Source organism: Robertmurraya kyonggiensis, from assembly GCF_005116465.1.
In the GTDB taxonomy this organism is placed as follows: Bacteria; Bacillota; Bacilli; order Bacillales; family Cytobacillaceae; genus Robertmurraya; species Robertmurraya kyonggiensis.
On sequence record NZ_SWBM01000008.1, the window covers coordinates 98,780 to 124,738 of the forward strand.

The following is a 25,959-nucleotide window of genomic DNA, read 5'->3' on the forward strand; positions in this document are numbered from 1 at the left end:
TCTTACACTTTCTGTATTGGAGCAAACTTCGCTAACAGGCGCTTAATGCCAGTTGGGCTTGGGAAGGCAATATCTAGCTCCATGCTTTCTCCATCACCTTTCACACTTACCACGGTTCCAACGCCCCACTTACCATGCTGAGCCTTGTCCCCTACCTTCCAGCCAAGTGCATCCCCGCCAGTCGAATTTGCCACAGGTCTAGTAACTGCTGGACGAGTGACTCCAGGTGCTGAGACTCCAGCTCTCGTAGCTGGTCTTGAAGGCGATCCCCCAAACGGTGAAGCTGACTTCGCCTTTGGTTTAGGTCTAGCATCTTCTAATAGCTCTTCCGGAATTTCTCGAATAAAGCGAGATGCTGGGTTCATACTCGTGCGTCCAAATAACGTACGCATTTGCGCATTTGAAATATACAGTTCTTCCTCCGCACGGGTGATCCCTACATAAGCAAGGCGGCGCTCTTCTTCCATTTCCGCTTCTTCCATTAACGAACGGCTATGTGGGAAGACTCCTTCCTCTAATCCTAAAAGGAACACGACAGGGAATTCCAATCCTTTTGCCGAATGAAGAGTCATTAGCACAACTGAGTCAGTCTTTTCTCCATCGTCATCTAATTTATCAATGTCCGCAACAAGCGCTAAGTCTGTTAAAAAGCCAACTAAACTCTTATCTTCGTTGTTTTCTTCGAATGCTTTTGTTACGGATAAAAATTCGTCAATGTTCTCGAGGCGGCTTTCTGCCTCAATCGATTTTTCCGCTTTTAACGTTTCACGGTAGCCTGTTTTTTCAAGTACTTCTTCGACTAACTCTGTTACTGATAAGTACTCCTGCATGTTTGTGTAGCCTTTAATTAAATCACGGAACTCAGCTACAGCCTTCGTCGTTTTCGGACTTAAGCCCATTAACTCAACTGTTTCAAGCGCATCATAGATAGACATATCATGCAACGCTGCAAAGTTCGCCATTTTATCCAATGAGGTTGAACCAATTCCACGCTTTGGCACATTAATAACCCTTTGTAGACTGATATCATCATCTGGATTCGCAATTAAACGCAAGTAAGCTAGGATATCCTTGATCTCTTTACGGTCGTAGAACTTGATACCGCCGACAATGGAGTATTCAATGTTCGACTTTAGCAATACTTCCTCCATTACACGGGACTGAGCATTCGTACGGTACAGAATCGCGAAATCAGAATACTTTCTTTTCCCACTATCCACTGCTTCTTTAATTTTTCCTGTAACAAACTGAGCTTCTGTTTGCTCACTATCTGCACGGTAATAAAAGATTTTGTTTCCTTCTGCATTTTCCGTCCAAAGATTTTTCGGTTTACGGTTCGAGTTATTTTTAATCACTTGGTTCGCTGCATCAAGGATTGTTTTCGTTGAACGATAGTTTTGTTCTAAAAGAATCACTTGTGCACGTGGGTAATCTTTTTCAAAGGAAAGGATGTTGGCAATATCCGCACCCCTCCAACGATAAATCGACTGATCCGAGTCCCCTACAACACATAGGTTTTGGAAACGACTCGCGAGCAATTTCACGAGCATATATTGGGCACGGTTCGTATCCTGATACTCATCCACGTGAATGTATTGGAACTTACGCTGATAAAATTCAAGCACTTCCGGTACACGTTGGAAAAGCTGAATCGTCACCATGATTAAATCATCAAAATCAAGGGCGTTATTTTTACGCAGTCTTTTTTGATAAAGATCATACACATCTGCAACAACTTGATCGAAGTAGCCTCCTGCTAATTTCGCAAAATCATCCGGCGTTTTCAATTCATTTTTCGCGCTACTGATTGAACCTAAAATCGCACGCGGATCAAATTTCTTCGGATCAATGTTCTTTTCCTTAATAATCCCTTTGATCACGGTTAGTTGATCCGTCGAATCTAAAATCGTGAAATTACGATTATAGCCAAGTCGGTCGATGTCTCTTCGTAAAATTCGAACGCACATCGAGTGGAATGTCGAGATCCAAATCTCGTCTGCGACGCCACCCATCATATTGTAGATACGATCCTTCATTTCTCTTGCCGCTTTATTTGTAAAAGTAATGGCAAGAATGTTGTATGGGTTGACTCTTTTTTCCACCATGAGGTAGGCGATTCGATGGGTCAACACGCGTGTCTTACCACTTCCCGCACCTGCCATAAGGAGCAATGGCCCTTCTGTTGTCTTGACGGCTCTTTGCTGTTCCGGGTTCAAGCCATTAATTAATTTATCTGTTAAGTATTGCATCCTTTTCACCACCAAACACTTGTTCTATTTCTATTGTATATGACTTGCTTGAGTCATTCAAATTTTTACTGTTTCGAGCGCTTTGTTGAAATCGGTATAAATCGAGTTGCCAACAACAATAACATCCGCGTATTTTGCCATTTCTTTGGCTTGTTCTAATGTTTCAATACCGCCACCATAGAAAAGCTTCGTCTTGTCGAGAACTCTTTTTGCAGCTTGGACCATTTCTAGGTCCCCGTAAGTGCCGCTATATTCTAGATAAAAGATTGGTAGCTGCATCATTTTTTCCGCTAATCGCGCATAGGCCGCGACATCATCTGGTGTCAGGTCGGTCTTCGCTTTCGTCAGCTTTGCTGCCTTACACTCTTTGTTGAGGATACAATAGCCTTGAAAGTGAATCTCGTCCCAATTCATGATATCCCCGTATTCTTTAATTGCTTCATGATGAAAGTCGATGATCCATCTGGGGTCCGTACTATTTAATACAGAGGGAATGAAAAATAGGTCAAAACCAGGGGTAATAGAATCGATATTGGATATTTCTAAAACACATGGTACTGTGTATCTGCGAACTCTCGCCATTAAATCTAGTACTTTTTCAAGCGTGACATCATCTGTTCCCCCAATGATGATGGCATCTGTGCCTGATTCACAAAGTTGGTCAAGTTGGTCTTCCGAAATTTCTTTATTAGGGTCCAGCTTAAATGCATGGCGCCATTCACGAATATCGTACACGTACTACTTCCTCCAAGCGACTATATTGATCGTTTTGTTCCTTTGTGAACACAAGCGATCATTTCATATTCCATTCCACCATTATAGCATTTGTTTGGATGAATAAAAAATGGTCCGTGGGGTGGATTTCGGAAAGTTTTTGAGGGTGGAGTGCGGGAATTTATGATATTTATCTAGATTTTAGAGTAACTTTTTTTTTCGAATGATGAGTTTTTTTGAACTTAACTATTGTTAAGCTAAAGAAGATAGTTAATAAATACAAAACACCGGTGGTCGGTGTTTTTGTTGTGGCTATTTTAATGTTTATATCTTTGTTAGATATTCATCTAATTGTGCATATGTTCCGGAATATCCTTCTTGAGCCATCTCTTTTGAATCTACGAAGGTTTTGTATTCTTCCTCAGTTGGAGATACAGGATTCACAATCATTGTCAGAGTTGTTTTTCCTTCGTCCTCGGTCAACGTAATCGTATTTAGGATTTCTATTGGCCAATTGGGAGCAAAGGGTGCACGTACTGCGTTACCTTCTTCATCAGAAAAGAAACTGCTGTAAACAATTTTCTCTGGTGCAATAATCTCACTGTATACAAATTTAACCCACATTACCTCCCCATCAGCAGGTTTCTGGCTGTAGTGAAAGATACCGCCCGGACGGAAATCCGCTTTAGAAACCTCGAATGTCCATCCTTTTGGACCCCACCAATTCTTTAGGTGTTCCGATTCAGTTAGTGCCTTAAACACAAGTTCACGTGGAAAATTGAAAGTATGAGTAGTTTTGATATGAGATGTCATTATAATTCCTCCAATAATTTTAGTTATCATTCTCTTTATTTTCTCTTATTTGTAAATCCTGCAAATAACGATCCAAGTTGTCGAATTTTTCCTCCCAAATGTCACGGTATTCTTTCAACCATAAATCTAAGGATGTAAAGGGCTCTGACCTTAGCATGTAGATTCGACGATTCGCATCTACGGTAAACTCCACCACTCCTGCTTTATTCAATACACGGAGATGTTTGGATGCTTGAGGCTGGCGAATATGAAGTTGGTCTGATATTTCACCCACTGTTAATGGGCCCTTACGAAGTAATTCAACAATCTTCAACCTATTGGGTTCAGCAAGTGCACTTAAGATTGTTGTAAAATCCATTTCTTATTTTATCAACTCCTATTTAACAATATTCTTTCTCAATATAACCAAAAAGGAATATTCTTGTCAAGGAATATATCAAAAAGTCTACCTCAACATATCAGACTTTAATTGGTTATTTGTTAAAACACAAATGGTACTACGTGAAGTAAACCAACCTCTTCCGACATTATCCCACTCCATAAAAACCAAAAAACCGAGGTACAATCCACCCCGGTTCCAAAAATCACTATTCTTGTTCTTTTATACGCTCTAGCGCCAATTCGTACGCATCGTTCCCATAATTTAAACAACGCTTTACACGAGAGATCGTTGCTGTACTAGCTCCAGTTTCAGTTTCAATCTTATGATACGTCTTGCCTTCGCGTAGCATACGGGCAACCTCGAGTCGTTGCGCCAATGATTGGATCTCATTCACTGTGCACAGATCATCGAAAAATCGATAGCACTCCTCTAAATCTTTTAAAGACAACACCGCATTAAATAACTGGTCTAATTCTTTCCCTCTTAATTTTTCAATTTGCATATGTTTACCCCTCTTAGAAATTACTCATTTTCGAATGTTACCACATTTTCAAGTCCATCTTTTGAAGGAACGAAGTTAATCCATGTCTTTCCTGGAACAAAGCCAACCTCTTGCCCATTGGCAAACGGAAGGATTTTTCCATCAACATTTTTCCATTCGACTTCCTGCCACTGACCTCGTTGCAGCAAATATCCTCTGCCACCAGACGTAATGTCAATGTCTCTTCTGCCCGCATCATCTGAAACGTGATGCTCAGCTTCCACAATCAAAATATTATCTAATAAAACAGGTTCATTTGAGTCTAAATCCGCTGTCAGTTCATCATTGCTATAACGTTGATATTTCTTCGTTGCTTCATCATATTTAAAATTCACATCGAACAACTTGCTAGAGAAGTATGATACGAGAACAGAATTGGCTTTTTCCCCATTAAGCTGTTCTGCTTCCTCCTCCGTCAAAAACGGCAAGGACGCTGGAGCTTCATCCATATCGTAGCCGATTCTTTCGGCACCTTTTAGAATATCTTCAGAAGTAATATAGGAGTTATGTGGCGCCACTCTGCTCTTGTCTCTCTTAAACAATGTGCCATCATACTGCATCCCATTGATGTTGTCCACGTATCCACTATCCAGCATTTCCTTTGCTTCCGGGCTATAACCATGCGCAATGTACAACGCGTCATATCCTTTCGCAAGCTCGATATAGTAATCTCGTGAACTTCTTACCGGACCAATCCGATCCGTATCTTCACTTTGAAAAATCGCAAGGAAACGCGTGACGTTGCCCTCTGCTAATAATTCATACACAATATCCGCTTTGTGCAAGCCTGATTGCGGCCTTGCCTTTGGATCATTGTTAATCATGACCGCGTAAGCACGATTCGTAGATTCCTCTTTTACCCCCATCCCTGTTAAAGGATATTGGTAATCATATTCCTCTACCTGCTCTTCCTTACTGATGTCAGTTACTTCTTTTTCCTGATGTTCCTTCACAACTTCTTCTTTTTTACTACAGCCTGCTACGAAAAGAATGGCTGCAGTAGTGAGAATCATCCATTTTAGTTTCATGTTATGCTCCTTACCATATAAGAGTTGAAAACGAACACATGTCTCTTTTATATTTTAACGCATTATCGTTGGAAAGAGTACCATTTTATTCATCACATCGTACATTCCTTGCTGTGTGACGCGAATATACGGCAAATGCGTCGATGTGAAAAATAATAGCGAATAGATCGGATCATTGAATCGATAGCCTCTTTCGACTAAATAGGAAGATAGCTTTTTTTCATCCTCAATTAAGTCTTCCACAGGCTTATTCGACATCACGCCCTTTAGTGGTAGCGGAATTTCAAGAACGATATTCTCGTCCTCGCTAATCACAATTCCTCCGCCAAGCTCCTTCATTCGGTTAAAAGCGCTTACCATATCTGATTTGTTTTTACCGATAAGAATGATGTCACCGGTATTCGTGTACGAGCTCGCAAGTCCCGGGAGATTATTCGCAAATCCTTTTACGACCGTATTGATCCGCCACTTGCCTTCTTTATCCATTAGCATAAAAAAGCATTCATCATGATTAGGGGATAGCTCTTCATAGTTCACATCAATCGAGATTGAATACGGCTTTGTAATAACCGAGCTTTCCATTTGAATTCCGAATGGCATCGAGAATTGCAGGTCATCCGATGTTAGCTCCCAATCAATATTTAACGGTTCTAATCCTTGGGCTTCCCAATCCATTTTTTCAAAAGCATCGAGACTGACGCCATCCTTTTTCACCCATTGCCCTTTGGCCAGAACGGAAACTGGTGTCGGATTTTTCTCGTCTGTTAAAAAGTTAATGTTCGCGACCCGACCTGTCGCAATGTTCCCGTGCAAATACTCGAGATTATAATAGCGCGCCACATTAATCGTCGCCATATTGTAAGCATCAATAACCGGAACCCCTTTTTCAATGGCAATCCGAATCAAATTATCGATAATTCCTTGTTCATAGAAGGAAGCCGATGCCCCGTCTGTATTGAACATAAAGTGGTCGTATTGATCAATTCCTAATGCATGAATTTCGTCGAGTAAAACTGGTAAGTCAGGGCGAATCGAGGAATGCCTCAGAGAAACCATATAGCCTTGCATGAGTCGGTTGTATACCTCTTGTCCAGAGATCGCCTCGTGATCACAATCGGTCCCAAACAACATCATTTTGGCTAACGTTTTTTCAGAAGCCCCCGGAAAATGTCCTTCAATTTTCTTTCTCATTCGCTTTGCCTCTTGAATCCAGTGAAGCATCATATCGTCTCCGTCTAAAAGCTTTGGCCAGCCAGTCAACTCTCCACCTTGCAGGACTGCATCATGCTCCAACCAAGCCTTCACATCAGCATGTGAGAAAGTATCCACCTCATCGAGTATTTCAGTCTGCGCATCAAAACGACACCACCAGTACATCGTCGTTGGAATGCTCCTTAGCTCTCTTAATAAAGAAAACGCTTTCTTTTTATCTAATTGCAAAATAAGCGCCATATTATCATTGATGAGTGTTGTTGTACCAAACTGTGATGCATACCGCGCTAACGAATGGGGATTATATAAGTGAAATGGATGAGCATGAGGCTCTATATAACCAGGCACTAGAAATTGTCCTGAACAATCAACAATTTCACAATCCGTTGTGTTTTCCGGTAATTTTTCCCCAACATAGACAATCCGATCTTCATGTACCCAAATATTCGCCGTCATCCATTTACGGAATACTTGGTTCAGGTAGCGAGCATTTTTTAATAAAATCGTGGGTGCTTGTTTGCCGTCGAGAACGGAAACCTGTTCACGAATATGCTTGTTTTTCCAGCGATAACGTTGTTCTAGCACAATGCTTCCCTCCCTTTGAAGTAATTTCTAGTCTTAACATTGGCTCTATATAAATTCATTGTATGTTCCAAATTCAAAAGAAAACCCTTTAATTACATATACTACCATAATTCATTGTTTAACGCATTAAAGAAATAATAAAAATTGTGAAAATACTGTGAAGGAGAATTTACAATGAAAATTCAACAAAATATCGGCATTTTAAACGCTTTAATTCGGATTACTTGTGGGTTAACCCTTTTGTCCTGGACTACTGCAAAAATGGCCAAAAAGCCATGGCGGGAATCCTATCTGTTACTGGCATTGACCGGTGCAATGAAGGTCGCTGAAGGTATCGTTCGCTACTGCCCTGTAACTTCGGTCGTTAAGAGTCAAATGGATAGCAGGAAGAATGGCGAAGACAGTGGGAATGAGCAGCAGGATGAGATGCTGCCTTATAATCCGACTTAGAAAAATAAGGGTCAAGCTCGTGGGCTTGACCCTTTATTTGTTGCCTTAATTCCATTAATGATAATGTGTAAGCCTTCTAAAAAGCTATGTTCATCATTTATCTTTCCTTCTGGCAATAACATATGGCGATGAACATAAGGGGCATCCTCTTTTGGAATATTCATAATTGCATCGGTAAATTTTTTTACAACTTCTTCAATACCGATTTCCTCAAGCATTCTCTGCTGCTTTTGCTCATCCAATACAAAAGAAGTCACATAGCTATTGATAAGCGTAACTGAAGAAAATATTTTTTCTTCCGGGAAGTTCGCACGGTGAAAGATTTCAAATGTTCGATTAATCACATGTAATCTCTTTGTTGTAGTTGGTAAAGTATCCATCATGATTTCAGCTCCATCAGGAATGGACAACATTGCATTTCTCGTTGCATGGGATAGTAAGGTAATTTCCTCTTCCCAGTCCGCCCTTGGCTCTGGAAACTGAATGAGGGATGATATATGTTCCGCAATCAACTGTAGGAGTTCTTGCTTGTTTTTAATATACCAATAAAGAGCAGGCGCTTTTACTTTCAGCTTCGCCGCCACATTTCTCATGGTTAAGTTGGATATCCCTTTTTCATGTAAAATTTCTAGTGCAGCTTCTGTAATAATCTCTTTATTAATCTTGTTTGCCACGACCTTCACCTCAATAATTCTATTGTATAACTTTTACATGAAATTTTCTTTACTTTTTAATTTAACGGTGTTAAACTACAAAAGTCAATTTAACATTGTTAAAGAAAAGGGGAACAGTCATGACGAAAGAAACAAAGCTTATTCCTGTTATGGCCGCTTTAATTTTAGGGATATTTGTAGCATCACTTGATAACACCATTGTGGCAACGAGTATGGGTTCAATTATCGGTGAATTAGGTGGAATGGACAAATATGTTTGGGTCACCTCAGCCTATTTAGTAGCGGAGATGGCGGGTATGCCGATTTTCGGAAAATTATCCGATATGTACGGACGCAAGAAATTTTATGTGTTCGGGATACTCGTATTCTTAATTGGTTCGATTTTATGCGGGACCGCTCAAACAATGGTCCAGCTTTGTATTTTCCGTGCGATACAAGGGATTGGCGGAAGTGCATTAATGCCAATTGCTTTCACAATTATCTGGGATGTCGTCCCAATGGAAAAGCGCGGTAAAATGAGTGGAATGTTTGGCGCGATTTTCGGACTTTCAAGCATTGCCGGTCCTTTGCTCGGTTCATTTATAACAGATACTTTTCATTGGAGATGGATATTCTATATCAACATTCCAATCGGCCTGATTGCGTTAGCATTGATTGTAGTCTTTTACAATGAATCCAAAGTACACACTCGCCAAGTGATTGACTGGGCAGGTGCCATTCTCCTCGTCAGTTTTTCAGTAGCGCTTATGTTCGCGCTCGAATTAGGTGGAGATACTTATGAATGGGGTTCATGGCAGATTATTGGATTGTTTATCTTAGCACTTGTAAGTTTTATCGCTTTTCTTTTTGTTGAAAAAGTGGTGAAGGATCCCATTTTGCCTTACAGCTTATTCAAAGAGCGTCTCTACACCAATAGTGTATTATCAGGAATGTTCTACGGTGGTGTATTTATGGTATCAACCATTTACATTCCACTTTACATCCAAGGGGTAACTGGCGGTACAGCAACAAACTCTGGCTTATTACTATTGCCGATGATGGTGGCTTGTAGTGTTACTGCTGCAACCGGTGGTTCTCTAGCAAATAAATTTAGTTACAAATCCATCATGATTGTATCAGGGATTATTTTAGGAATTGGAACAGTGTTACTAGGAACTCTTGAGGCTTCGACACCAAGGTGGGTCGTAACCATCTATATGGTGATTGTTGGGCTTGGAGTTGGTCCTTCGTTTTCAATCCTAGGGATGGCCGTACTTCAAAAAGCACTGCCTCAACAAAGAGGAATCGCAAGCTCGACCAGCAACTTTCTACGCTCTTTAGGAATGACGCTTGGAATCACAATATTTGGCGTTATTCAAAAGAATAGATTTATGGACGGACTACCAGAAGCTATTAAGGAGCATGGAACCGGGGAAGATAGTAGTGCTATTCTGTCTCCTGAATTGCGTGCCCAAATTCCTGCTGACATTTTAGAAAAAATTACGGATACGTTAACAAGCTCCATTACGACAACCTTTTTGTGGACACTCATTCCATTAGGACTGGCATTTGTTTTCATCTTGATGATGAGTAAGGAAAAATTGACAGATTCTCAGATGCAAATGGAAGACCAAGTGTAAGTAGATACTAGAAGCTGCCTTTATTGGCGGCTTTTTTTCGTTTTGAAAGGGATTCATAAATTACCTTTTTTTTGGGGAAGTTAGTTGGAAAGAGCTGGTGTTGTTTCAATGATGTTTGATTGACAGAAATTACTCTGTCACAGCAATAGTTGTCACACATTCTTGATTTGGTTGACAGAATTCACCCGCTAACCGCAATAGTTGTCAGGCAAATACAAGATTCACTCAATCCCAATATAGCTAGCATTCAAAACAAAGACCGTCCCCCCAAAAAGGGTATTTTACCTCTTTTGGTGAGACGGCCTTCCATTCATGAAAGGAGGCTAGAAGAAATGATACTCGAATACCTCACTGACATGGCTTTTGTACTCATTATTCTCATTGGTAGTATCGTGGCCCTATTATATACTTTTATTAGGAGAAAGAGGCGACATGTGCGATAGCACGATGGCCGATATCTTTGCGGTAAAATACGCCGTCACATTGAACGTGCACGAGTTCTTTGTAAACAGCTGCTTGTGCTTCGGCCAAGGTCGAAGCCTTCGCACCAACCAGCAACACTCGACCGCCATTCGTCACAAATTCACCTGCAGCATTTTTCTTTGTGCCTGCATGAAAGACATATGAATCTACTGACTCTACTCCTGCTAAAACAGCACCCTTCTCGTAAGCTTCCGGGTATCCGTTTGAGGCAACCACTACGCCAATCATTGCCTCAAGGTCCCACTCGATTTCTGGCGTTTCACCAGCAATCACACCAAGCATGACCTGAACCAAATCCGACTTCATCCGTGGTAAAACGACTTGCGTCTCCGGATCGCCAAAGCGAGCATTGAATTCAATCACCTTTGGTCCAGCCTCCGTTTTAATCAAACCAGCATACAAAATCCCGCAAAAGCTTCTGCCCTCTTCAACAAGCGCCTTAGCAGTCGGCTTCAAAATGGTTTCAACCGCAACCTGCACAACATCTTCCCCGATTTGCGGAACTGGAGAATATGCCCCCATGCCCCCAGTGTTCGGGCCTTGGTCTCCATCGTATGCCCGTTTATGGTCTTGAGCAATTTCAAGAGGAATCACGTTTTCTCCATTAACGAAGGCCATTAACGAAAATTCTTCTCCCGCTAAAAACTCTTCTACGACAACAGTAGACGATGCTTCTCCAAACTTCGCTTCCTGCATCATTTCCTTTAGACTCTCGAGCGCCTCATCTAATGTCATCGCGACGGTAACACCTTTACCAGCCGCTAATCCATCCGCCTTGATCACAATCGGAGCACCTTTTGCCAATACGTAATCTCGAGCTTCTTCGTAATTAGTAAAAACCGCGTACTCAGCAGTCGGAATGGCGTATTTTTTCATTAAGTTTTTGGCAAAGGACTTGCTTCCTTCGATTTCAGCTGCCAATTGGTTTGGTCCAAAAACAGCTAGACCCGCTTCACGGAAACGGTCAGCCAGACCACCGAGCAAAGGAACCTCTGGACCGATAATCGTTAACCCGATGTGTTCACCAACGGCAAAATCAATTAACTTGTCTTGTTCATGTTCCTCAATCGCCACAAGCTTTGCAACGTCCTCCATGCCTTCGATGCCAGGTGCAACGAACACTTTTTCGACCTGCGGACTTTCACTAGCCTTTCGACAAATCGCATGTTCACGACCGCCGCGACCAATCACCAATACCTTCATCCGTTTGACCTCCGTTCTAGGGTGTTCCAAACGAAACACCCTACCCAATCTTAATGTTTAAAATGTCTTACGCCTGTAAAGACCATAGTGATGCCGTACTCGTCTGCCTTTTTAATCGAATCTTCGTCACGAATCGAGCCGCCCGGTTGAATAATTGCTGCAATTCCAGCTTTTGCAGCCGCTTCAACCGTATCATCCATTGGGAAAAAGGCATCTGATGCTAACGCTGCTCCCTTTGCCTTCTCACCAGCTTGCTCCAAAGCGATATTTGCTGCACCCACACGATTCATTTGTCCAGCACCGATTCCAAGAGTCATATCCGAATCATTCACAATGATTGCGTTCGATTTCACATGCTTCACAATCTTCCAGCCAAGCTCTAATGCCTTCCACTCTTCTTCTGTTGGCTGACGTTTTGTTGGAACAGAAACGGTTGCATCCGCTAATGAATAACGGTCTTGGTCCTGAACAAGTAATCCGCCTTCAATAGAAGTGAGTTTAGTCTCAGCCTTCACATCCGCATCAAAAGGAATCGTCATGAGGCGCAGGTTCTTTTTGCCTGTTAAAATTTCCAATGCTTCCTCCGAAAAAGAAGGAGCGATAACAATTTCTAAGAAAATTTCATGTAGTTTTTCTGCAGTTGCTTTATCCACTTCACGATTCAATGCAATAATGCCTCCAAAAATCGAAACTGGGTCAGCAGCAAAAGCTTTTGTAAAAGCAGCATAAACATCTTCACCTGTACCAACTCCGCAAGGATTCATATGCTTCACTGCAACAGCAGCTGGCTCTGAAAATTCTTTTACAATTTGTAGAGCTGCATCCGCATCGTTGATGTTGTTGTACGATAACTCTTTTCCGTGCAATTGAGTCGCATTAGCAATCGAGAACACAGAACCAAAAGGCTTACGATAAAAAGATGCCTTTTGATGAGGGTTTTCCCCATAACGTAAAGTCTGCTTCAACTCGTAGGTCACCGTTAAAGACTCAGGTGTCTCTTCTCCAGCTAAATCAGTCATGTACTCAGCAATCATTGCATCGTAAGAAGCAGTATGTCTGAACACTTTTGCCGCAAGACGACGACGGGTTTCTTTTTGAACCTCACCAGAAGCTTGAAGCTCTTCAACTACCACGCCATAATCCGCTGGGTCCACAACAACTGTTACATATTCATGGTTTTTTGCTGCCGCACGAAGCATCGTCGGTCCACCGATATCGATGTTTTCGATCGCATCCTCAACTGTTACATCTGGCTTGGCAATCGTTTGTTGGAACGGATATAAATTCACGCAAACGACCTGAATCGGGTCAATTTTATGCTCAGCAAGCTGTTCTTGATGGCTCGGCTCTGAAAATTTCGCCAGTAACCCGCCATGAATCAATGGATTTAATGTTTTCACGCGTCCTTCTAAAATTTCAGGGAAGCCCGTTACATCGCTCACACCGATGACAGGAATACCACTTTCTGAAATGGCCTTTTTTGTTCCTCCTGTACTAACAAGCTCAAAGCCAAGCTCATGTAATTGCTTTGCGAATTCTACAATGCCCGTTTTGTCTGATACGCTGATTAATGCTCGCTTTTTCACTACATAATCCCCCTATTGTAAAAGTCCTTGGATCACCTTTGGATATAATTCATGCTCGATCCGATGTATTTTCGTTTGTAAGCTTACCTTCGTTTCATTCTCACTCAATTCAATCGCTTTCTGTGCAATGATGGGACCAGTATCCATTCCTGCATCAACAAAGTGAACTGTCACACCACTTACCTTCACCTTCGCTTCTAACGCTTGGCCAATGGCATCCTTGCCAGGAAAAGCTGGAAGCAAAGATGGATGGATATTGACAATTTTCCCTTCAAACGCCTGCAGGAGAGTTGGACCAATCAAACGCATATAGCCCGCGAGAACAATCAATTCTACTCCGTACTTTTTAAGAGAATGTAAGATTTCTAGTTCATAAGCTTCTTTGTCGGCATAATCCTTTGCCTGAAAAACAAAGGTTGGAACGTCCGCTTTCTTCGCGCGTTCAACGCAAAAGGCTTGAGGCTTATCGCAAACAAGTAAACTAATTTCTGCATCGAGCTGAGTGTCTAATATTGCTTGAAAATTACTCCCGCTCCCTGACGCAAATACGGCAATCTTTTTCATCCAATTACCACCTCTGCTTGATTTGAAACAATACCCATTTGGTACGCTGTTTCTCCAAGCTCATTGAAAAATTGGACAACCTCTTCAGCAATCTCTGGTCGAACTGCAACAACCATGCCTGTTCCCATATTAAAAATGTTGTACATTTCTTGTCTATCGAGGCCGCCTAACTTTTCCATCATGGTAAACACAGGTGGGATTGTCCAACTATTTTCTACAAGCTCTGCTCCAAGTCCTTCTGGCAGCATCCGTGGAATATTTTCGATAAAGCCACCACCCGTAATATGGGCCATTCCTTTGATCTCAAATTTCTTCAACGCCTCTAATATCGATTTCACATATATTTTCGTTGGCCGTAAAAGCTCTTCTCCAACCGTGCACCCAAACTCCTCAACATACACATCTAAAGCCGTCTCGGCGAAAATTTTTCGCACAAGGGAATAACCGTTACTGTGTATACCGCTGGAAGCTAAGCCGATTAGTACATCGCCCGCTTCAATTGTCTCGCCCGTAATGATAGCTGACTTTTCACAAACACCAACGGAAAATCCTGCAAGATCGTATTCATTTTCATCGTACATTCCTGGCATCTCGGCTGTTTCACCGCCAACTAAGGCACAGCCTGCTTGTTCACAGCCATCGGCAATCCCTTTGACAATCGCTTCGATTTTTTCAGGAGCCGCTTTGCCACAAGCGATATAATCTAAAAAGTATAGAGGCTCTGCCCCCTGGACGACAATATCATTGACGCACATGGCAACGGCATCGATACCAATTGTGTCGTGCTTATCCATCATGAAAGCGAGCATTAGCTTCGTGCCGACACCGTCAGTCCCAGACACAAGCACCGGTTCCTTCAGGTTCAACGAAGATAAATCGAACATACCACCAAAGCCACCGAGTCCGCCAAGAACTCCGGGACGAATCGTTCTGTTCACATGCTTTTTCATTCTCGATACGGCTTCATAGCCTGCCTCAATGTTCACACCTGCTTGCCTATATGCGTTGGCCATGCTTAGTCCTCCTCTTCTTAAAAAGAAGCCATCCCAAAAGCATTAGATACCTATTTGGGAGAGCTTCGCTAATTTCATAAATTTTTGGTGATGTGGACACTATTTATCTAATCTCTTGGAATAGTGTCTTTATGAAATGCCCATGCGGACACTATCCAGCTGTTCTCTTAGATTAGTGTCTTCATGAACGACTCATTCGGACACTATTCATTTGGTCTCTTAGATTAGTGTCTTTATGAACGACTCATGCAGACATTTTCCAGCTACTCTCTATGATTTGTGTCTTCATGAACAACTCATGCAGACATTTTCCAGCTACTCTCTATGATTTGTGTCTTTATGAACCTCCCATGTGGTCACTATTCAGTTGTTCTCTTAGATTAGTGTCTTCATGAACGGTTCATGCGGACACTATCCAGCTGATATCCTAAATTAGTGTCTTCATGAACAAAATTCTTCTGATAACAGGGGTTACCTGACCATCCTTATACCGTTTCATAAGTTCTTACAGTACTCGGATAAATCTCCGTTGGGTATTTACCTGTGAAGCAGGCTAAGCATTGCCCACAGTTTTCGTCTGGGCTGATCTTGCCGATTCCTTCAAGCAAGCCTTCCACACTTAAAAACGTTAACGTATCGGCGCCAATAATTTCGCGCATTTCTTCTACTGAATGGCTCGCGGCCATTAATTCTTCTTTTGTCGACGTATCAATTCCGTAGAAGCATGGATTCTTAATCGGAGGCGAACTGATCACAACATGGACCTCAGTTGCTCCCGCTTCCTTAAGCATCGTCACAATTCGTCGGCTTGTTGTCCCACGAACGATCGAATCATCGACCATGATCACTCGTTTGCCTTCAACGACTCCACGGACTGGGGACAGCTTCATTTTTACCCCTTGCTCCCGTAATGATTGAGAAGGCTGGATGAAAGTTCGACCGACATATTTATTTTTAATTAAGCCCATTTCATAAGGAATGCCAGATTCCTCCGCATAGCCGATTGCTGCAGAAATACTAGAGTCAGGTACACCTGTGACAACATCAGCCTCGATATGAACTTCCTTCGCAAGGCGACGACCGAGGTTTTTGCGCGCTGTATGAACATTGATCCCTTGAATATTGCTATCTGGTCGGGAAAAATAAACGTACTCCATTGAACACATCGCTTGGTTCGCTGGCAGGGCATAAGTTTCAGAATGAATTCCATTTGTATCGATAATCACTAATTCGCCAGCTTCCACATCACGAACAAACTCGGCTCCTACTACATCAAGCGCACATGTTTCAGAAGCAACAACATAGGCATCTCCTAATCGACCAATCGATAATGGACGCATTCCGTTTGGATCAAGAGCAATCATCAACTGATTTTCTGTCATGATTAAAAACGCATAAGCTCCTTTTAGCATTGTCAGTGCGTTTTTCACTTGTTCTACTAGTGGCATGTTTCCGCCACGGCGAATTAAGTGAGCTAATACTTCTGTATCGGAGCTTGTTTGAAAAATACTTCCTTGCGCTTCAAGCTGGCGTTTCAGTGCATTCGCATTAACGAGATTGCCGTTATGAGCTAATGCTAGACTTCCAGATTGAGAGTGGAACAACAATGGTTGCACATTCTCATAGCCCCCTCCACCAGCAGTCGCATAGCGGACATGGCCAATAGCGCCGAATCCATCGAGCTGCCCAATCGCATCAGCCGTGAAAATCTCAGCGACAAGTCCTTCTCCTTTTACCCCTTTAAGCTTTCGACCGTCTGTGACCACCATTCCGGTTCCTTCCTGCCCACGGTGTTGTAGGGTGTGTAAACCGTAATAGGTAATTTGCGCAGCATCGGGATGTCCCCAGACGCCAAAGATGCCACATTCTTCGTTCAATCCCCTTATTTCAGCAAGCATGGGATAGCTCCTCTCCAAGCACCCTCTAAATCTACGACTTCTTGCTCAAGCACAAGCTTGTCGTTTGAATAGATTTCGAGGTTTGGTGTATTCGTCGTTTCCCCAATCAAGACTGCATCTACTAAGCTTTCAAACTTCCCTTGATGTTCTTTTTTCACCGAAACTAAGAAACGTGATTGGCTCTCACTAAATAGAGCCGATGTAGTATTGCCAGACACTTCGATTTGAGCGCCTAATTTGGTACCAAATAAGCTTTCAGCTACTGCAACACCTAATCCGCCTTCTGCAATATCATGGGCAGAAGCAACGAACCCTGCACGAATGGCTGCAAGCACTTGTTTCTGAATCTTCGCTTCAAGTTCAAGGTCAAGCTCTGGTGCTTTCCCAAAAATACGTCCGTATGTCAGCTTTTGCAGCTCACTGCCACCGAACTCATCCTTCGTTTCGCCGATGACATAAATTAGGTCGCCAGCTCCCTTAAAGGCTTGCGTAGTAATATGATTTAAATTCTCCACAAGTCCAACCATTCCCACAACTGGTGTTGGATAGATAGCTGTACCGTTTGTTTCATTGTAAAGTGACACGTTTCCGCCGATAACCGGAGCGTTTAACTTCAAGCAAGCTTCACTCATGCCGTCGACTGCTTTTTCAAACTGCCAGAAGATTTCTGGCTTTTCCGGATTTCCGAAGTTTAAGCAATCGGTAATCGCTAATGGTTCTCCTCCGGAAGCAACGATGTTACGAGCCGCTTCTGCGACAGCAATTTTCCCACCTGTTTCTGGATCCAAATAGATATATCTTGAATTACAATCCGTCGTCATCGCAAGCGCTTTTTCCGTGCCACGAATTCTTACGATTGCTGCATCTGAGCCTGGTGCCACTACCGTATTCGTCCGAACCATATAGTCATACTGATCATAGACCCACTCTTTGCTTGCGATCGTTGATTGTTTTAATAGATTAATCAATGTTTCGTTGTAATCGTCAACCTCTGGAATATCGTTTTCCATTGCTTGGAACTCGCGGAAATATTCTGGCTCAATCGAAGGCTTATGATAAACTGGCGCATCCTCTGCTAAGCTATCTGCCGGAACATCGGCAACGACTTCTCCTTTGTGTACAAGGCGAAGCATTTTATCATCTGTTACCGTTCCAATCGCGACGCATTCCAAATCATATTTTGAAAATAACTCGACGATTTCTTGTTCGCGACCTTTTTTCACGACAATAAGCATGCGCTCTTGCGATTCAGACAACATCATTTCATAAGCTGTCATGCCAGTTTCACGCTGTGGCACAAGGTCCAGATTCATTTCGATTCCCGAGCCTGCTTTACTTGCCATCTCTGCAGATGAGCTTGTTAAGCCAGCAGCTCCCATGTCTTGAATCCCAACAAGAGCATCCGAATGAATCAGTTCGAGACAAGCTTCAATCAGTAATTTTTCCATAAACGGATCGCCCACTTGAACTGCTGGACGCTTCTCATCTGATGCTTCAGATAGCTCTTCGGATGCGAACGTTGCCCCGTGAATGCCGTCTCGACCTGTTTTGGCACCGACATACATCACGGTATTGCCGACTCCGTGTGCCTGACCTTTTTTAATATCCTTATGATCGATTAACCCTACGCACATTGCGTTTACAAGAGGATTTCCTTCATAACAAGGGTCGAATTGCACCTCTCCACCAACCGTCGGAATCCCAATACAGTTTCCGTAACCTGCAATACCTGCCACGACTTCTTTAAAAAGGTAGCGCACACGGGCGGAAGGCTCTAGTTCGCCAAAGCGAAGCGAGTTTAATAGGGCAATCGGTCTTGCCCCCATCGAAAAGACGTCACGAATGATCCCGCCAACACCTGTAGCTGCACCTTGGTACGGCTCGATTGCTGATGGATGGTTATGACTTTCGATCTTGAACACAACCGCTTGCTCATCACCGATATCGACGATTCCTGCACCTTCTCCAGGACCTTGCAATACGCGCTCGCCTTTTGTCGGGAACTTTCTTAAGACAGGCTTTGAGTTTTTATAGCTGCAGTGCTCTGACCACATCACTGAAAAGAGTCCTGTTTCCGTATAGTTTGGCGTTCTTCCAAGGATTTTCTCCACACTTGCAAATTCCTCGTCGGTCAAACCCATTTCTCTGTAGACTTTTTCTAGTTTAATCTGCTCTGGACTTGGCTCAAGCTTTAACGACATTTGCTTCCCTCCATTGTTTCACGATCGATTGGAACAGCTTCAATCCGTCTGCTCCTCCTAAAATTTTCTCGACGGCTCTTTCAGGGTGTGGCATCATACCGAGGACATTTCCTTGTTCATTGATAATCCCTGCAATATTTTCAAGCGACCCATTCGGATTGTTTTCGTAAGTGAACACGATTTGGTTATTCGCCTTTAATTTTTCTAGTGTCTCTTCATCGCAATAGTAGTTTCCTTCTCCGTGCGCGATCGGAATTTGGATCCGCTCTCCGTCCCCATACACAGAAGAAAACATCGTTTCGTTATTGACTACTTTTAACTGAGTCGGGCGACAAATGAACTTCAAGCTTTCATTTCGTCTCATCGCTCCTGGGAGAAGGCCGCTCTCGAGCAAGATTTGGAATCCATTACATACACCAAGGACCGGCTTTCCAGTATTCGCAGCTTTGACAACCTCCTGCATCACCTTACTAAAACGAGCGATCGCTCCGGTTCGCAAGTAATCCCCGTAAGAGAATCCTCCAGGTAAAAGAATTCCATCATACTGGTCTAAGTTTTCCGTGTCGTGCCAAACATACTCCACTTCTTCGCCTAGCTCATCCTTGATTGCATGATACATGTCGACATCACAGTTGGAACCAGGAAAAACAATGACTGCAAACTTCATTTGGCCATAGCCTCCTCGATCTCATAGCGGTAGTCTTCAATAACCGGATTTGCAAGCAGGCGATCACATACTTCTTTTACCACCTCTTCAACATCGCGGTCCGATTTTTCAATCGTTAACTCCATATACTTTCCGATTCTAACGTCCGTTACTTCGTGATAGCTTAATGACTGCAATGAATGCGTAACTGCTGCTCCTTGTGGATCAAGTACACTTTCTCTTAACGTTACATACACTTTTACTTTGAACATGCTGTTGTTCCTCCCAGTCTTGTTAAAATCGTTTCGTAAGCGTCCGTCAAATTTCCTAAATCGCGACGAAAGACGTCCTTATCAAGCTTTTCATTCGTTTGTTGGTCCCATAGGCGACAAGTGTCTGGCGAAATTTCATCAGCCAACACGATTTCCCCTTCAGCATCCTTCCCAAACTCAAGCTTGAAATCAATTAAGCGAATATCGATATCTTGGAATAGCTTTGTTAAAAGAGCATCCACTTCAAGAGCTTTTTCTTTTAAAATGGCGACCTCTTCCTTTGTGGCTAGCTTTAACTCCTCGATATGGTCTTCAGTCAGTAATGGATCTCCTAACTCATCGTCCTTATAGTAAAACTCGACAATCGGTTTAGACAGTGACTTTCCTTCTTCAACTCCCAAACGCTTGGAAAAGCTTCCCGCTGCAATATTGCGAACGACCGTTTCAAGGGGAATGATTTGGACTTTTTTCACCAATTGCTCCGTTTCCGAGAGCTTCTCAACAAAGTGAGAGGCCATCCCCGCTTCCTTTAGCTTTGAAAATATCAAACTCGTAATCTCGTTATTTAATCTGCCCTTGCCCGTGATTTGCGCCTTTTTTTCACCGTTAAAAGCAGTGGCTGAATCCTTATATTCAAGCCATACCAACTGGTCATCATTTGTCTGATACACTCGTTTTGCTTTTCCTTCGTATAGCAATGCTTGCTTTTCCATGGGGAAGCCTCCTATTATGCTTTTTCGCGATCGCGAAAATAGCTTTCATCTTTTGGAATATTCCGAACAAGACACGTATCACAGCCCGTCGAGGCACAAGTAAAGTGCCTCGAAGGTCAATTTTTTTATAATCCGACTCTGTCAAAAATCGTATCAACATGCTTCAGGTGATAGTTGTAATCGAAGCAGTCATCAATTTCGGCTGGAGAAAGTTTAGAAGTGATTTTTTCATCCGCTTCAATTAAGCTTCTGAAATGCACTTGCTTTTCCCACGCTTCCATCGTTCTTGGTTGAACCGTATCATACGCCTCTTCACGTGTTAAGCCTTTGTCAATAAGAGCAAGTAGAACACGCTGAGAGTAAATCAAACCAAGCGTACGGTCCATGTTGCGCTTCATATTTTCAGGATAAACCGTTAAGTTTTTAACGATGTTACCAAAACGATTTAGCATATAGTTCAAGGCAATCGTTGCATCTGGAAGGATGATTCTCTCTGCAGAAGAATGAGAGATATCGCGTTCATGCCATAGTGGCACATTTTCATAAGCTGTAAGCATATGACCACGAATCACGCGAGCAAGACCCGTCATATTCTCAGAACCAATTGGGTTACGCTTATGAGGCATGGCAGAAGATCCTTTTTGCCCCTTCGCGAAAAATTCCTCAACCTCACGCGTTTCACTCTTCTGAAGTCCGCGAACTTCTGTCGCAAATTTTTCAATCGATGTCGCGATTAGAGCGATTGTGGACATATAGTGGGCATGACGGTCACGCTGTAATGTTTGTGTTGAAACCGGTGCTGGTGTGATGCCAAGCTTTTCACATACATATTTTTCTACAAACGGCTCAATATTCGCATACGTACCAACAGCCCCAGAAATTTTCCCGAACTCAACGCCAGCTGCTGCTTGCTTGAAACGTTCCAAGTTACGCTTCATCTCTTCATACCAAAGCGCAAGCTTCAATCCGAATGTTGTCGGCTCCGCATGAACCCCGTGCGTACGCCCCATCATGACTGTGTATTTGTGCTCCTTTGCTTTGTTCTTTAATATTTCAACAAAGTTTTCTAGGTCTGTTAAAAGAATTTGATTCGCCTGCTTCAGAACGTAAGATAAAGCCGTATCAACCACGTCGGTTGAAGTAAGTCCGTAATGAACCCACTTTCTTTCTTCTCCAAGTGTTTCAGATACAGCACGTGTAAAAGCTACTACATCATGTCGAGTTTCTTCTTCGATTTCTTTAATACGGTCGATATCAAAAGATGCCTTTTCACGAATCTTTTGTACGTCCTCTTTCGGTATATCTCCAAGCTCTGCCCAAGCTTCACATGCTAAAATTTCAACTTCTAACCATGATTTAAAACGGTTCTCCTCCGTCCAAATCGCACCCATTTCAGGTCTTGTATAACGATCAATCATCTCTTATCCTCCGATTCTTTCTTTCGCCTGTTCCCAAATGCCACTGTTCTCTATTTCAGAAAGTGCATCCCCGACAGAATTCCTTAATATCGTGACATGCCCCATCTTACGCTTCACTTTTGCTTCTTTCTTTCCATATAAGTGAATCTTCCAATTTGGGTAGGCTTCAATTTTTTCAATAACTTTCTCTTGGTGCTCGCCTAGGATATTCACCATGACGGCTGGCTTTAGTAAGCTCGTGCTTCCTAGTGGCCAGTTGCAAACGGCGCGAATATGCTGCTCAAATTGCGAAGTTTCGCACGCTTCAATCGTGTAATGTCCAGAGTTATGCGGCCTCGGTGCAAGCTCATTTATGTATATCTGCCCCGTGGCTGTTAAAAACATTTCTACTGCTAACGTTCCGACAAGCTTTAAGGATTCGGCTAATTGTTCGGCTAACTCTATTGCATCCTTTTGAGCTTTTCGCTCGATTCTTGCAGGAACGATTGTTTCGTGTAAAATATTTTCCTTATGAATATTCTCTCCTACTGGAAAAACGGCAGTCTCTCCTTTAGGATTTCTCACTACAATCACAGAGATTTCTTTTTCAAAAGGAATCCACTTTTCGAGGACACACACTCCCGAATCGACGATTTCCTGAGCCTTTTCGATATCTTCGATTGTTCGGATCACGAGCTGACCTTTCCCATCGTAGCCACCCGTTGCCGTCTTTAAGACAGCTGGATAGCTGATTTCGTTGATGTTGGACTCTAAATCAGCCATTGATCCGACCACAGCATATGGCGCCACCTCTAACCCTGCCGCGACAATCGCTTCTTTTTCTGTCACGCGATTTTGTGTCTTTTCAAGAAGCTCTTTTCCCTGCGGTACATAGGCATTGGCACAAAGCCATTGTAATGCATCTGCATCAATGTTTTCAAATTCATAAGTAACAACATCACTGACTGAAGCTAATTCTTGAATGGCACTTAGATCATCGTAAGCTGCTAGGATTTTGATATCCGCTACTTGATGAGCAGGACAATCCTCTGTCGGATCTAATACGGCAAGACGAAACCCTTGTACTTTGGCGGCTAGTGCCATCATTCGTCCCAGCTGTCCGCCTCCGATTATTCCAATGGTTTGCCCTGGTAAAATCAGTTTAGACAAGCTCATCACTACTTTCTATAACAGCGTTCTTTTTTGCCACCCGCATATCTTCAAGCTGTTCAGCAATCCGTTCATTCGTAGTTCCGAGAATCTGTGCTGCAAGTAGGCCTGCATTTGTTGCTCCTGCTTTACCGATTGCGACCGTTGCAACAGGAACTCCACCTGGCATTTGTACAATAGACAATAACGAGTCCAATCCATTCAATGCCCTTGATTGAACAGGTACGCCAATGACTGGAAGGGTTGTTTTCGCAGCGACCATCCCTGGCAAATGTGCTGCACCACCTGCACCTGCAATAATGACTCTTATGCCACGAGCTCGTGCTTCCTCTGCATACTGAAACATTAAATCAGGTGTCCGGTGTGCGGATATGACTTTCTTTTCGTAGGCTATCTCTAATTGTTCTAGCACCTCACACGCATGCTGCATTGTATCCCAATCCGATGTACTCCCCATGATTACCGCTACTTGTGCGTTCATGATTCCCCTCCAAAATCGAAATGAGCTCTAAAATCGAACTAAATAATAAAAGCCCGGAACAAACTGCCATCTCCTTTTTACAAGGAAAGCAATCTGTCCGGGCACTGAATGATTGGGTGATAGAAGCGCACAAATAAGAGGACTTCACAAATAGCACTCGTCCGCTATGCCCTTCCAATTAGAGACCAATCCATGATCCGGTCATATTCACTTTCCTCATAGTCCGTCAATTTAAGGTTGTCGGGTAGAAACTTATGGGCCATATTCCCATTATATATGAGGTAAATTATTAGTCATTTCATTTTCATTTGCACTATCATCTTAACAACTCATACGTGTCGTGTCAATAAAAAATCGAACAATAATATAACACAATTCTACTATTGTTCGGCTTTTGGTTGATATATTTAGTTTTGTAGCTTTGCTTCGAAAATAATTTGTCTTCCTACCGGTTCATATGTACCTTTCTCTTTCTCTTGAAAAATTGGTTTCTCAATTCTTTTGATCGGTACATACCCTTCTTTTTGAATACGCGCTAGACATTCATCAATCGTTTCATTCTCCAGCACTTCATATTTTTTCTTAGAACTCACGAAAACAATCTTCCTTTCCTTACTGACTTGACCCAGAATCCACCGTAAATCGCTTTTGGCTCATATGCAATGATAAAAGCTTTTGGGTCTAGCTCTTTTATGGTCGCATATAGCTTTAGCTCATACTTTCGCGGTGTTAGGATTTGCAATGCCATCCGATCACCCTCAAGCCCATTTGCAGCCCAACTCGTTACTCCATACCCTTTTTCTCTGAGATTTTTCGGTAAATCCTTATCATATTCTCTTGTAATCACATTAACCGTGATATAGCCAAGAGCAAGCTTCTCTTCTATTTTCATCCCGACAATGACTCCAATTCCGTATCCGACCGCGTACGCAATTAGATTCTGGATTTCATTCAGGTTGTCGAGCACTAGTCCTAATCCAATCACATAGATAACCACTTCAATCATACTAATAAATGCCGCTAAATATCTCTGACCTTTTAAGGTTAAGATCATTCTTATGGTAAAAAAAGATACGTACACAATATTGATGACTAGAATGATTAAGACCATCACAAAACCATTTTGCAACAAGGAAAAAGCCCCCTTAGAGTGAGATCATGTAAGCCTCATTTTACTAGAAATTATTGTGAATTGCGATCGTAATTTTTGAAATATTTATTAAGGAACTGTGTATTTGCTAATATTTATTAGCTTAACCTGGATTGTGGGGAAAAAATCTTGAAAGGGAAGATACCTTGTTTTTGGGGAAGTTGTTTCTTAATTACCATTTTGACTCTTGCTTCGGTATTAAGGTTCTTTAGAGGTGTTCTTATTTACCATTTTAGTGTTTTCCCCTTTGAAAAGGGCCCTTAGAAACGCTCTTTTTTACCTTTTTGATTCTTGTTTCTACACTAAAGTTCTTTAGAAGCTTCCTTATTTACCTTTATGGCAATCTCATCAATATTAAGGGCTATTAGAACCCTGCTAATTTACCTTTTTAGTGGTTCTCTCCTTAAAAAGGGCCTTTAGAAGCTCTCTAATCTACCTTTTCAACACACTCCTCCAGACTAAGGGCATTTAATCTTTTCTTAGATCAAAGATCTGCTAGTGATCATTGTTCATTTTATTGATTTTCTACAGGTGTATCCACTTAACCGGACAAATTCCGTCTGTTTTGGAGAAATAATGGATATCAAGTGAAATAGGCGGAGATTTTCCGCTAATCGACCTATTAAGCCTTAAAATCATGAAAAATGTATTGCTTAACCGGAAAAAATCAGCTTATTTATAGAGAAATAGGTGAAATTCTTGAATTAGCCGAATTTTGTTCGCCTATTTTTCAAGGTAATAAATTCAACACTCATCTTTAATAGAGCTTAGATCAAAAAAAAGAGTATCTCTTGGATACTCTTTCACTTTGCCCGGCAACGTCCTACTCTCACAAGGGGACAGCCCCTAACTACCATCGGCGCTGAGAAGCTTAACTTCCGTGTTCGGTATGGGAACGGGTGTGACCTTCTCGCT

General features: G+C 42.4%; 25 protein-coding genes, 1 rRNA gene and 1 riboswitch. Of the genes, 3 read left to right on the forward strand and 23 right to left on the reverse strand.

Translation table 11 applies throughout. The annotated features are described in order from the left end of the window. Positions 1–2 precede the first annotated feature (2 nt). From pcrA to FA727_RS21430, 7 genes are all read right to left on the reverse strand, one after another. Entirely contained in the window at positions 3–2,249 is a 2,247-nt protein-coding gene (gene pcrA, locus FA727_RS21400) for a DNA helicase PcrA (protein ID WP_136833523.1), read from the reverse strand. Positions 2,250–2,306: 57 nt separating this feature from the next. After that, on the reverse strand, positions 2,307–2,984 hold the full coding sequence (gene pcrB, locus FA727_RS21405) for a heptaprenylglyceryl phosphate synthase (protein WP_136833524.1): 678 nt from the start codon (positions 2,982–2,984) through the stop codon (positions 2,307–2,309). A 303-nt stretch (positions 2,985–3,287) separates the two neighbouring features. Next, entirely contained in the window at positions 3,288–3,776 is a 489-nt protein-coding gene (locus FA727_RS21410) for an SRPBCC domain-containing protein (protein ID WP_136833525.1), read from the reverse strand. A 19-nt stretch (positions 3,777–3,795) separates the two neighbouring features. Continuing rightward, complete coding sequence (locus tag FA727_RS21415; RefSeq protein WP_136833526.1) at positions 3,796–4,134, reverse strand: ArsR/SmtB family transcription factor; 339 nt, start codon at positions 4,132–4,134, stop codon at positions 3,796–3,798. A gap of 229 nt (positions 4,135–4,363) precedes the next feature. Then, complete coding sequence (locus tag FA727_RS21420) at positions 4,364–4,660, reverse strand: YerC/YecD family TrpR-related protein (protein WP_126410997.1); 297 nt, start codon at positions 4,658–4,660, stop codon at positions 4,364–4,366. A gap of 20 nt (positions 4,661–4,680) precedes the next feature. After that, positions 4,681–5,727 (reverse strand): DUF3048 domain-containing protein, encoded by a 1,047-nt coding sequence (locus tag FA727_RS21425; RefSeq protein ID WP_136833527.1) that lies wholly within the window; start codon positions 5,725–5,727, stop codon positions 4,681–4,683. Between the two features lie 54 nt (positions 5,728–5,781). Then, positions 5,782–7,524 (reverse strand): adenine deaminase C-terminal domain-containing protein, encoded by a 1,743-nt coding sequence (locus FA727_RS21430; protein WP_194138554.1) that lies wholly within the window; start codon positions 7,522–7,524, stop codon positions 5,782–5,784. 174 nt (positions 7,525–7,698) lie between these two features. Here FA727_RS21430 and FA727_RS21435 point away from each other — a divergent pair, with 174 nt between their 5' ends. Then, the gene (locus FA727_RS21435) at positions 7,699–7,974 is read left to right on the forward strand and encodes a YgaP family membrane protein (protein WP_136833529.1); all 276 of its coding nucleotides are present in this window, start codon (positions 7,699–7,701) and stop codon (positions 7,972–7,974) included. Positions 7,975–7,985: 11 nt separating this feature from the next. On the opposite strand, the gene FA727_RS21440 is transcribed toward FA727_RS21435, so the two are convergent. After that, a complete protein-coding gene (locus FA727_RS21440; protein ID WP_136833530.1) occupies positions 7,986–8,648 on the reverse strand; it encodes a TetR/AcrR family transcriptional regulator C-terminal domain-containing protein in 663 nt (220 codons plus the stop codon). A 119-nt stretch (positions 8,649–8,767) separates the two neighbouring features. Between FA727_RS21440 and FA727_RS21445 the strand changes: the two genes are divergently transcribed. Further along, the gene (locus FA727_RS21445) at positions 8,768–10,267 is read left to right on the forward strand and encodes an MDR family MFS transporter (protein WP_136833531.1); all 1,500 of its coding nucleotides are present in this window, start codon (positions 8,768–8,770) and stop codon (positions 10,265–10,267) included. Positions 10,268–10,623: 356 nt separating this feature from the next. Beyond that, the gene (locus FA727_RS25140) at positions 10,624–10,710 is read left to right on the forward strand and encodes an EYxxD motif small membrane protein (RefSeq protein WP_368732013.1); all 87 of its coding nucleotides are present in this window, start codon (positions 10,624–10,626) and stop codon (positions 10,708–10,710) included. Here FA727_RS25140 and purD read toward each other — a convergent pair. The 15 genes from purD to rrf all read right to left on the reverse strand — a co-directional run. Continuing rightward, entirely contained in the window at positions 10,682–11,953 is a 1,272-nt protein-coding gene (gene purD, locus FA727_RS21450) for a phosphoribosylamine--glycine ligase (protein ID WP_136833532.1), read from the reverse strand. The two genes, FA727_RS25140 and purD, sit on opposite strands and share 29 nt — an antisense overlap. Positions 11,954–12,003: 50 nt before the next feature. Then, positions 12,004–13,539 carry a bifunctional phosphoribosylaminoimidazolecarboxamide formyltransferase/IMP cyclohydrolase gene (purH, locus tag FA727_RS21455; RefSeq protein ID WP_136833533.1) on the reverse strand — a complete coding sequence of 512 codons (1,536 nt, stop codon included), beginning with the start codon at positions 13,537–13,539 and terminating at the stop codon, positions 12,004–12,006. 12 nt (positions 13,540–13,551) lie between these two features. After that, complete coding sequence (purN, locus tag FA727_RS21460) at positions 13,552–14,103, reverse strand: phosphoribosylglycinamide formyltransferase (RefSeq protein ID WP_136833534.1); 552 nt, start codon at positions 14,101–14,103, stop codon at positions 13,552–13,554. Beyond that, positions 14,100–15,116 carry a phosphoribosylformylglycinamidine cyclo-ligase gene (purM, locus tag FA727_RS21465; protein WP_136833535.1) on the reverse strand — a complete coding sequence of 339 codons (1,017 nt, stop codon included), beginning with the start codon at positions 15,114–15,116 and terminating at the stop codon, positions 14,100–14,102. The genes purN and purM overlap by 4 nt, the downstream gene beginning before the upstream one ends. A 485-nt stretch (positions 15,117–15,601) precedes the next feature. Then, positions 15,602–17,014: an amidophosphoribosyltransferase gene (gene purF / locus FA727_RS21470; RefSeq protein ID WP_136833536.1), complete on the reverse strand. Its 1,413-nt coding sequence runs from the start codon at positions 17,012–17,014 to the stop codon at positions 15,602–15,604. Continuing rightward, positions 16,999–19,215 (reverse strand): phosphoribosylformylglycinamidine synthase subunit PurL, encoded by a 2,217-nt coding sequence (gene purL / locus FA727_RS21475; protein WP_136833537.1) that lies wholly within the window; start codon positions 19,213–19,215, stop codon positions 16,999–17,001. The genes purF and purL overlap by 16 nt, the downstream gene beginning before the upstream one ends. Further along, positions 19,199–19,882, reverse strand: a complete 684-nt coding sequence (purQ, locus tag FA727_RS21480) for a phosphoribosylformylglycinamidine synthase subunit PurQ (protein WP_136833538.1) — start codon at positions 19,880–19,882, stop codon at positions 19,199–19,201. Before purQ ends, purL begins: the two co-directional genes overlap by 17 nt. Continuing rightward, complete coding sequence (gene purS, locus FA727_RS21485; protein ID WP_136833539.1) at positions 19,879–20,133, reverse strand: phosphoribosylformylglycinamidine synthase subunit PurS; 255 nt, start codon at positions 20,131–20,133, stop codon at positions 19,879–19,881. Before purS ends, purQ begins: the two co-directional genes overlap by 4 nt. Continuing rightward, positions 20,121–20,846, reverse strand: a complete 726-nt coding sequence (gene purC / locus FA727_RS21490; protein ID WP_136833540.1) for a phosphoribosylaminoimidazolesuccinocarboxamide synthase — start codon at positions 20,844–20,846, stop codon at positions 20,121–20,123. The genes purS and purC overlap by 13 nt, the downstream gene beginning before the upstream one ends. 125 nt (positions 20,847–20,971) lie before the next feature. Then, the gene (purB, locus tag FA727_RS21495; protein ID WP_136833541.1) at positions 20,972–22,264 is read right to left on the reverse strand and encodes an adenylosuccinate lyase; all 1,293 of its coding nucleotides are present in this window, start codon (positions 22,262–22,264) and stop codon (positions 20,972–20,974) included. A 3-nt stretch (positions 22,265–22,267) separates the two neighbouring features. Further along, positions 22,268–23,419: a 5-(carboxyamino)imidazole ribonucleotide synthase gene (gene purK / locus FA727_RS21500; protein ID WP_136833542.1), complete on the reverse strand. Its 1,152-nt coding sequence runs from the start codon at positions 23,417–23,419 to the stop codon at positions 22,268–22,270. Next, positions 23,406–23,894, reverse strand: a complete 489-nt coding sequence (gene purE, locus FA727_RS21505; RefSeq protein ID WP_136833543.1) for a 5-(carboxyamino)imidazole ribonucleotide mutase — start codon at positions 23,892–23,894, stop codon at positions 23,406–23,408. The genes purK and purE overlap by 14 nt, the downstream gene beginning before the upstream one ends. Positions 23,895–24,093: 199 nt before the next feature. Beyond that, positions 24,094–24,194: riboswitch (purine riboswitch) on the reverse strand. A 107-nt stretch (positions 24,195–24,301) separates the two neighbouring features. Continuing rightward, positions 24,302–24,487, reverse strand: a complete 186-nt coding sequence (locus FA727_RS21510) for an NETI motif-containing protein (RefSeq protein ID WP_136833544.1) — start codon at positions 24,485–24,487, stop codon at positions 24,302–24,304. Next, positions 24,484–25,026 carry a DUF2179 domain-containing protein gene (locus FA727_RS21515; protein WP_136833545.1) on the reverse strand — a complete coding sequence of 181 codons (543 nt, stop codon included), beginning with the start codon at positions 25,024–25,026 and terminating at the stop codon, positions 24,484–24,486. Before FA727_RS21515 ends, FA727_RS21510 begins: the two co-directional genes overlap by 4 nt. Before the next feature lie 828 nt (positions 25,027–25,854). After that, positions 25,855–25,959, reverse strand: a 5S ribosomal RNA gene (gene rrf / locus FA727_RS21520); the annotation flags it as partial.

What these genes read in the sequence shown, in the direction of transcription:
- pcrA (WP_136833523.1), bottom strand. Translation starts at nt 2,249, where the DNA reads ATGCAATACTTAACAGATAAATTAATTAATGGCTTGAACCCGGAACAG.
- FA727_RS21410 (WP_136833525.1), bottom strand. Translation starts at nt 3,776, where the DNA reads ATGACATCTCATATCAAAACTACTCATACTTTCAATTTTCCACGTGAA.
- FA727_RS21415 (WP_136833526.1), bottom strand. Translation starts at nt 4,134, where the DNA reads ATGGATTTTACAACAATCTTAAGTGCACTTGCTGAACCCAATAGGTTG.
- FA727_RS21420 (WP_126410997.1), bottom strand. Translation starts at nt 4,660, where the DNA reads ATGCAAATTGAAAAATTAAGAGGGAAAGAATTAGACCAGTTATTTAAT.
- FA727_RS21425 (WP_136833527.1), bottom strand. Translation starts at nt 5,727, where the DNA reads ATGAAACTAAAATGGATGATTCTCACTACTGCAGCCATTCTTTTCGTA.
- FA727_RS21435 (WP_136833529.1), top strand. Translation starts at nt 7,699, where the DNA reads ATGAAAATTCAACAAAATATCGGCATTTTAAACGCTTTAATTCGGATT.
- FA727_RS21445 (WP_136833531.1), top strand. Translation starts at nt 8,768, where the DNA reads ATGACGAAAGAAACAAAGCTTATTCCTGTTATGGCCGCTTTAATTTTA.
- FA727_RS25140 (WP_368732013.1), top strand. Translation starts at nt 10,624, where the DNA reads ATGGCTTTTGTACTCATTATTCTCATTGGTAGTATCGTGGCCCTATTA.
- purD (WP_136833532.1), bottom strand. Translation starts at nt 11,953, where the DNA reads ATGAAGGTATTGGTGATTGGTCGCGGCGGTCGTGAACATGCGATTTGT.
- purN (WP_136833534.1), bottom strand. Translation starts at nt 14,103, where the DNA reads ATGAAAAAGATTGCCGTATTTGCGTCAGGGAGCGGGAGTAATTTTCAA.
- purM (WP_136833535.1), bottom strand. Translation starts at nt 15,116, where the DNA reads ATGGCCAACGCATATAGGCAAGCAGGTGTGAACATTGAGGCAGGCTAT.
- purF (WP_136833536.1), bottom strand. Translation starts at nt 17,014, where the DNA reads ATGCTTGCTGAAATAAGGGGATTGAACGAAGAATGTGGCATCTTTGGC.
- purL (WP_136833537.1), bottom strand. Translation starts at nt 19,215, where the DNA reads ATGTCGTTAAAGCTTGAGCCAAGTCCAGAGCAGATTAAACTAGAAAAA.
- purQ (WP_136833538.1), bottom strand. Translation starts at nt 19,882, where the DNA reads ATGAAGTTTGCAGTCATTGTTTTTCCTGGTTCCAACTGTGATGTCGAC.
- purS (WP_136833539.1), bottom strand. Translation starts at nt 20,133, where the DNA reads ATGTTCAAAGTAAAAGTGTATGTAACGTTAAGAGAAAGTGTACTTGAT.
- purC (WP_136833540.1), bottom strand. Translation starts at nt 20,846, where the DNA reads ATGGAAAAGCAAGCATTGCTATACGAAGGAAAAGCAAAACGAGTGTAT.
- purB (WP_136833541.1), bottom strand. Translation starts at nt 22,264, where the DNA reads ATGATTGATCGTTATACAAGACCTGAAATGGGTGCGATTTGGACGGAG.
- purK (WP_136833542.1), bottom strand. Translation starts at nt 23,419, where the DNA reads ATGAGCTTGTCTAAACTGATTTTACCAGGGCAAACCATTGGAATAATC.
- purE (WP_136833543.1), bottom strand. Translation starts at nt 23,894, where the DNA reads ATGAACGCACAAGTAGCGGTAATCATGGGGAGTACATCGGATTGGGAT.